The 6,594-nt window shown below is 63.6% G+C and carries 9 protein-coding genes; 3 read left to right on the forward strand and 6 right to left on the reverse strand.

Going from position 1 to position 6,594, the window contains the following annotated elements:
• Nucleotides 1-6: 6 nt before the first annotated feature.
• The 4 genes from AB3X99_RS34875 to AB3X99_RS34890 are packed head-to-tail and all read right to left on the reverse strand — an operon-like array spanning nt 7 to nt 2,015.
• Nucleotides 7-258, reverse strand: coding sequence for an acyl carrier protein (locus tag AB3X99_RS34875; RefSeq protein ID WP_069267955.1), 252 nt, complete (start codon nt 256-258; stop codon nt 7-9).
• A 3-nt stretch (nt 259-261) separates the two neighbouring features.
• Complete coding sequence (locus AB3X99_RS34880; protein WP_069267954.1) at nt 262-561, reverse strand: phosphopantetheine-binding protein; 300 nt, start codon at nt 559-561, stop codon at nt 262-264.
• Complete coding sequence (locus AB3X99_RS34885; protein ID WP_069267953.1) at nt 536-1,330, reverse strand: 1-acyl-sn-glycerol-3-phosphate acyltransferase; 795 nt, start codon at nt 1,328-1,330, stop codon at nt 536-538. Before AB3X99_RS34885 ends, AB3X99_RS34880 begins: the two co-directional genes overlap by 26 nt.
• Nucleotides 1,314-2,015: a beta-ketoacyl synthase chain length factor gene (locus tag AB3X99_RS34890; protein ID WP_069267952.1), complete on the reverse strand. Its 702-nt coding sequence runs from the start codon at nt 2,013-2,015 to the stop codon at nt 1,314-1,316. The genes AB3X99_RS34885 and AB3X99_RS34890 overlap by 17 nt, the downstream gene beginning before the upstream one ends.
• Before the next feature lie 418 nt (nt 2,016-2,433).
• Between AB3X99_RS34890 and AB3X99_RS34895 the strand changes: the two genes are divergently transcribed.
• Nucleotides 2,434-3,033 carry a LysE family translocator gene (locus AB3X99_RS34895; protein ID WP_069267951.1) on the forward strand — a complete coding sequence of 200 codons (600 nt, stop codon included), beginning with the start codon at nt 2,434-2,436 and terminating at the stop codon, nt 3,031-3,033.
• Between the two features lie 10 nt (nt 3,034-3,043).
• Here the strand turns inward: AB3X99_RS34895 and AB3X99_RS34900 are convergent, their stop codons facing one another.
• Nucleotides 3,044-3,562, reverse strand: coding sequence for a hypothetical protein (locus tag AB3X99_RS34900; RefSeq protein WP_368603514.1), 519 nt, complete (start codon nt 3,560-3,562; stop codon nt 3,044-3,046).
• Between the two features lie 260 nt (nt 3,563-3,822).
• Here AB3X99_RS34900 and purU point away from each other — a divergent pair, with 260 nt between their 5' ends.
• On the forward strand, nt 3,823-4,704 hold the full coding sequence (gene purU / locus AB3X99_RS34905) for a formyltetrahydrofolate deformylase (RefSeq protein WP_342946207.1): 882 nt from the start codon (nt 3,823-3,825) through the stop codon (nt 4,702-4,704).
• Nucleotides 4,705-4,720: 16 nt separating this feature from the next.
• Here the strand turns inward: purU and AB3X99_RS34910 are convergent, their stop codons facing one another.
• On the reverse strand, nt 4,721-4,981 hold the full coding sequence (locus tag AB3X99_RS34910; RefSeq protein WP_368619587.1) for a hypothetical protein: 261 nt from the start codon (nt 4,979-4,981) through the stop codon (nt 4,721-4,723).
• 236 nt (nt 4,982-5,217) lie between these two features.
• On the opposite strand from AB3X99_RS34910, the gene AB3X99_RS34915 reads away from it, so the two are divergent.
• Nucleotides 5,218-6,321: a GlxA family transcriptional regulator gene (locus AB3X99_RS34915; protein WP_368619588.1), complete on the forward strand. Its 1,104-nt coding sequence runs from the start codon at nt 5,218-5,220 to the stop codon at nt 6,319-6,321.
• The last annotated feature ends 273 nt before the right edge of the window (nt 6,322-6,594 follow it).

Consider the following 6,594-nt stretch of genomic DNA (forward strand, 5'->3'; position numbering starts at 1 on the left):
ATCGCCTCAGGCCTGGGTCACGAGCAGCGTCTCGACCGCGACGATCACGTCGCCCACGGTGCGCACCTGCTTGAACTCTTCCGGCTTGATGCGGCGGCCCGTCATTTCCTGGAGCTTGATGGCCAGATCGACGGCATCGATGCTGTCCAGATCCAGTTCCTCGAACAGGTGCGCCTCCGGCGTGACGCGCGCCGGATCGATATCGAAGTTCTCGTGAAAGATCTCGCGGATACGGTCGAGAATTTCAGCTTCGTTCATGATTCAATCCCCTTTCCCTGCAGTGGCTTCCAGCGCCTCGTTTTCGTTTGTGTGCCCCGCGACGAGCGCCGCGAGCGTGTTGATCGACCGGAAGTAGCCGCGCACGTTTTCGTCGTCGGCGTTGATGGTCAGTTGATAGCGCTGGCGCAGCACGATGCCGATCTCCAGTGCGTCGATCGAGTCGAGCCCCACGCCGTCGGTGTCGAACAGCGGCGCGTCGTCGTCGATATCGGCGGGCGTGAGATGCTCGAGATCGAGCGCCTCGATCAGGAGCCGCTTAATTTCCAGTTTTAAAGTATCCATAGTCAAACAGGTGCTGTGTGATTTGCGCCTCGATGGTGCGCGTAACGTTGCGCGCGGCGAGTGCGGAAGGCATGTCGCGCGGCGCGAGCGGCTGGATGCCGATGGGCGCCAGCACGTTCACGCTCATGCGGAAGGGCCGCTGCGGAACGTGATACCAGCGCATCTGCTTGGTGAAGGCGGGCGGATCGCAGTGCATGAGCACAGGCAGAACCGGCGCGCCGGCCTCGAGCGCCGTATGCGCGAAGCCGCGCGAGAACGCATGCAGGCGATTCGGCGCGGGGCTGCGTGAGCCTTCGGGAAAAATGATCATGCTGTAGCCGTTCGCGAGCTGGCGCGCGCAGTCCTGCACGAAGCCTGTGGGATCGGCGTTGCTCACGTACTCGGCCGCGCGCACGATGCCCCAGAAGCACGGGTTGCGCCAGTGCGCGTTCTTCACGACGCAACAGGCCGAAGGCGTGAGCGCGAGCAGCACCACCACGTCGAGATAGGTGGGATGGTTCGCGACAACGATGGCGGGTGCGCCCGAGCGCAGCGCGTTTGCGCCGGCCACGTCGAGCTTCATGACGCCCGCGCGCTGCAAGGCGGCCACGAGCGAGCGGAAAAACCAGTGAATGACCGTGGTGACCGCGCGTTGCCGCGAAGCGCGATGCGGCCAGACCGCTGCGAGCGGAAATACGATCACCGAGAAGAGCAGCCCGCACGCGCCGAAAAACGCGAGACTGAAGCCGGTGGCGAAGAGCCGCCAGCCATAATCAAGCCGAGCCGACATGCCAGCTCCATTGCCATGTGCCGCCGCTGCCCTGCCACGCGGCGCTTTCGCCGCCGCTCAGGCAGTGATGCAGCGCTTCACTTTGCGTAGCGAATTGGCGTGCCTGTGCTGCCGAGCCCGGCTTGTTTTCCGCGATGGAGCACGCGAGCCGGCCTTGCGGCGCCTCGCTCGCATCGAGCAGCAACGCGAACGCGCCGCGCTGCACTTCCTGCTCGACCGTGCCGTAGCGCGCGTCGGCGGGTTCGTCGGCGTAGACGACCAGGACCGGGCTTTCGGGGTCTTCCGTATGCAGCGCATGGCCTTCGAGCAGCGCGTAGCCCAGCGTCTGTGCCCCTGCCGAGAGGGCCGTAGCCGGCGAACGGTCGCCGCGCACGATGCCGAACAGCCCCGTCATCGCATTGAGCACGGAAAGGCTGAAGGCGTTCGGTGAAACGGGCTTGTGTGCTTCGATGTCGCGCAGAATGTCCGTTGTGCGGCGCAACTCGCCGTGCCGTGATGCGAAGACCAGGCGCGGCCTGGTTTGCGCATCGACGCAGTCGCCCGCCACCTTCAGCGCCATCCGCGAAAGCGCGCTCAGGCGGCGGCGCATCATCGGATCGACGAACGCAACCTCAGGCACACTTTCCGATGCGGAAGACCAGAAGGACCAGCGCGCCACGGGCATGGTCCACGACAAATCAGGCATAGGGGTTGATAACGGCGGCCGCAGCGTGCGGGCTCTCGACCCCGGACGGCGTGTGTTTATTCTTCCTCGGCCCGTAAATTTTCTGGGCAGAGTTCTCGTGCGTACTTTAACGGCGGGAATCGCGAGTTATTTAGGGTGGAGCACGAAATATTTTGAAATGATTTGTTACGCATCAAGAGATACATTGAAATCAATAATTTAGGCGCGCGACATAAGCACGCATTTGGACAAAGCAGATGCCGCTCTCAGCATGACGAATATCGGTCGATGGTTTAGCGCATCGAACCCGGCTGAAATAGGCATATATCGGCGCAAGCCGTAGAATGCGGGCGCCGCGGGACAGTTTTCGTCACTGGCTGCCATAACGCCCTACAGTCGGCTTTCAATCATCCGAACACCCTATTCCCCAGTCGCTCCCATGCTTTCCATTTCCACCATCGGGCTGATGGTCTCGGGCTGTGCGATCGTGCTGCTCATGCCGGGGCCGACCAACACGCTGCTCGCTGCCGCCGGGTTGCGGCAGGGCCTGCGCCGCTCCGCGCATCTGACCGCAGCCGAACTGGCCGGCTACCTGGTGTCGATTACCGTCTGGGGGCTTTGCTTCACCCATGCATCGCATTCGCTGGGCTGGCTGCCGAAGGTGCTGCGTGTGGCCAGCAGCCTCTATCTGGCGTGGCTCGCCTTGCGCCTCTGGTTCACGGCCAACTCGATCGAAACCTCGGCCAGGGGCGTAGTGAGCACGCGCACGCTGTTCAGCGCCACGGTGCTCAATCCCAAGGCCATTTTGTTCGCGGGCTCGATTTTCCCGCCCGCGGCGTTCGCGAGCGTCATGACGTGGTCCCAGGCCATGGCGATCTTCGCGGTCTTGCTGATTCCCATCGGCCTGACGTGGATCGCCATTGGCGCCGCGCCGCGCAACGGTCGTGCACCGTTCATTCGTCCCGCGTTCTTCCAGCGCTGCGCGTCCGTCGTGGTGGGCGCCTTCTCCGTGTCGCTCATGTGGGCGCTCGCACACTGACGCTATCGCGTCATTCACGGGCTCGAGCGGCTTGCGGCGGAACGAGTTCGGCAACGCTGAACCAGCGGCTGCCAGGCGTGCCAGCCAGGCGCTGCAGCGCCTCGGCGTCTTTCACGCCGCATTCCACCGGAAAGGACTTCGCTGAGTAAGCGGCTAGCCAGAGGGTCCGCATCACGCCATCGGTGAACGCAACATACGGCACGGCGGCGCTCGCCGGGCAACTGACTTCCGCAAGCGGCACCGGATCTTCTTCGCCGAAACTGAAACCTTCGGCCGCCAGTTCGAAGCGCGGGTCGGCACGCCATATTTGCGGATTGCCGTCTGCGAGCCCGGCGTGCTCGCTGCGCGGGTCGGCACGCCAGAGCCTCAGGAAGCGCGCGCAGTCGACTTCGACCACGGCCCGTTCGTCGTTGCCGTAGTTCGAGCGGCTCACCGACATATACACATCGGTGACCGATGTGCGCACGCGAAAAAGCGCGGCACACTGCCCGTTCAACGCCCTAGCCTGCAGACCCAGATAACTCTCCATCTCCGCTCCCGTATCGCCGCAGCCCATGCTTGCCGGAGAAAAAAGCGGCGGATAGGAGGAACGCGACAGCCATAGGGGCAAAAACGACCTTCTTGTTGCTGGTGCAGGTTTGGCGTTGGGTTGGCGTATTCATTCTCTCGATACAGCGCGTGGGTTCTATGTGCGGCATGCCGATTGGTGGCTTACTTGCGCCATCAAGCCAGCGCCCCCGCACGACGCGCAAGATGCAGCGGGCGCACCACGACACGAGGAGAACGCGCATGCCCACCGAAGACCCGCAGCACCGCTACGTGCTCACGCTATCCTGCCCCGCCGCCGCGGGGCAGGTTGCCGCGGTCGCCGGCTTTCTCGACGCGCACCGCGGCTATATCGACGAGCTCACGGTGTTCGACGACGACATCAGCACGCGCTTCTTCCTGCGCTGCGTCTTTCACGAGGTCGTGCAGCCCGGCGCGGGCGAGCGCTTCGATCTCGCGGGCCTGCGGGACGAGTTCGCGAGCGTCGCGCGCAAGCACGAAATGACCTGGGCCATTCACGACCTGCGGGTGCGTCCCAAAGTGCTCATCATGGTGTCCAAGCTCGAACACTGCCTCGCCGACCTGCTGTTTCGCTGGCGCATGGGCGAGCTGCAGATGGACATTGCGGGCATTGCCTCGAATCACCGCGATTTCGAGCCGCTCGCAAAACAGCATGACCTGCCGTTTCACTATCTCCCCGTCACGCCTGAAACGCGGCGTGAACAGGAAGCCGCCATCCTCGACTTGTTCGATTCGACCGGTTCGGAACTGCTGATTCTCGCGCGCTACATGCAGATTCTTTCAGACGAAACGAGTCGGAGGCTGGCCGGCCGCGCCATCAACATCCACCATTCCTTCCTGCCCGGCTTCAAGGGCGCGCGCCCGTATCACCAGGCGCACGTGCGCGGGGTCAAGCTGATCGGCGCGACCGCGCACTTCGTCACCGACGATCTCGACGAAGGCCCGATCATCGAGCAGGAAGTGCAGCGGGTGGACCACTCGCTGAACCCCGAGCGCCTGCTGGCCGTCGGCCGAGACGTGGAATGCGTGACGCTCGCGCGCGCCGTGCGCGTATTTCTCGAGCGCCGGGTCTTCATCAACGACGGCCGCACCGTCGTACTGTAAGCAAGCGTATGAGCGTTCACGCCGCCATGCTGTGGCGGCGCTGCGCCTGTGCCGCCAGCGCCGCGAACGCGCCCTCGCTCATCCTGCTCGCCACCCGCTCTGCATAGTCGTGATGCCGCTGCGCGAGCGGCGCGCCCACGCAACGCGCCTGCAGATAGCGCAGCAGCCCGATACGCCCGTGTCCGCACGCCATGCTTTGCTCCAGCAGGGCGAGCGCGGCTTCGGCGTCGCCGTGACAGGCGCGTTTGTTGAGTTCGACGGTTGCGGTGCGCGGCATGACAGCAGGCCTCGTGGACGGGGTCAGCGTGGGGCGTGTGCCCGCTAGGGAGTTGACCAAAGCGGCGGCGCCGCCGCTAGAATGAACGCGCCAGAGCGGCGGAACCGCCCCGCCATGCTGCGTGTATTCCTTCAAAACTTCGCTTTTGCGAAGATCGATGGCGGAAATCGACAAGCGCCTCGGGGCCTTATCGGGGAAGCTTGGCTAAAACCGCATCGTCGCTTTCCTGTGCCTCCATGTCCGACACACTCGCCACCGCCGTTTCCATCGACGCCGCTCCCAAGGAGCGCATCCGTTTCGGCATCGTGCTGCTGCCGAACTTCACGCTGACCGCGTTCTCGGGTTTCGTCGACATGCTGCGTCTGTCTGCCGACGAAGGCGACTACAGCAAGCCAGTGCGCTGCTCGTGGCGCGTGATTGGCGAAACGCTCGCACCCGTGCGTGCGAGTTGCGGCATCCAGATCGCGCCTTGGGAAACCTTCGCCGAAGCCGAACCGGTCGACTATCTCGTGGTCGTGGGCGGACTGCTGCACTCCGGCCCGCACGCCAGCGAAGCGACGCTTCAGTACATCCGTCGCGCGGCCGGCGCCGAGACGACAGTCGTCGGGATCTGCACAGGCGTTTTCGCGCTCATGCGCGCCGGCGTGCTCGATGGTCACCGTATTTGCGTGAGCTGGTTCCACTATTGGGACTTCATCGAGCGCTTCCCTAACGTCAATGCCGATTCCATCGTCGCCGACCGTCTGTTCGCGATCGACCGGCGCCGCATTACCTGCTCGGGCGGCCGCGCGTCGATCGACGTCGCCGCTGCCATTTTGCTGCGCCACTTCGATCATGCGACTGTGCAGAAGGCGCTGCGCATTTTGCTGGTCGGCGAAATGCAAAAGGGCAATGCGCCTCAGCCTCATCCGCCCGGTCTCGAGCCTGCCACGCACCCGAAGGTGAAGCGCGCCGTACTGTTGATGGAGCAGCAGGTTGGCCGCAACGTGCCGCTGGAAGAACTGGCCTGCAAGCTGAACCTCTCGCCGCGGCAACTCGAACGCCTTTTCAAGGCGGAGACGGGGAAGAGTCCGCGCGCGTTTGCCAATGCGTTGCGTCTGCGGACGGCCGCCTGGTTACTCACGAGTTCGGATCGCACCGTTGCCGATATTGCTTCTAGTTGCGGGTTTTCGGATGCTTCGCATCTTGGGCGTGAGTTTCGCAAGCAGTTCGGGGTGCCGCCGGTTATGTTCCGTGCGCAACGTAGTGGGCAGGATGCGGTGCAGTTGGCGGATCTCGATGCGCTATTGCGGAGTGGTGCTGCGCTTGCTGAGGTGGGTGTTAGTGGTTCCTTGCATTGACTTTTTTTGCCGGTTGGGCGCTTTTTTTGGCCTTTCCTTGTTTTCGCGTCGGTATGCATGTGTTGCCCCTGTGCGGGGCGGCACCTACTTTCTTTGCGGCGGCAAAGAAAGTAGGCAAAGAAAGCCGCTCAAACCGCCAATGCCTGCCACAGTTCACATCTCGCCATAAATGGTGAATGGCTCCGGAGCGTCTGTCGCCTCGCACCTTCAATGTCAGTGACAAGGCGCTCATTCATCCCGCTGCTCGCTTCGCGCGCTGCGGTTGGGTCTGCA

The sequence above is a fragment of the Paraburkholderia sp. BR10882 genome, from assembly GCF_040948855.1.
Taxonomy (GTDB): Bacteria; Pseudomonadota; Gammaproteobacteria; order Burkholderiales; family Burkholderiaceae; genus Paraburkholderia; species Paraburkholderia nodosa_A.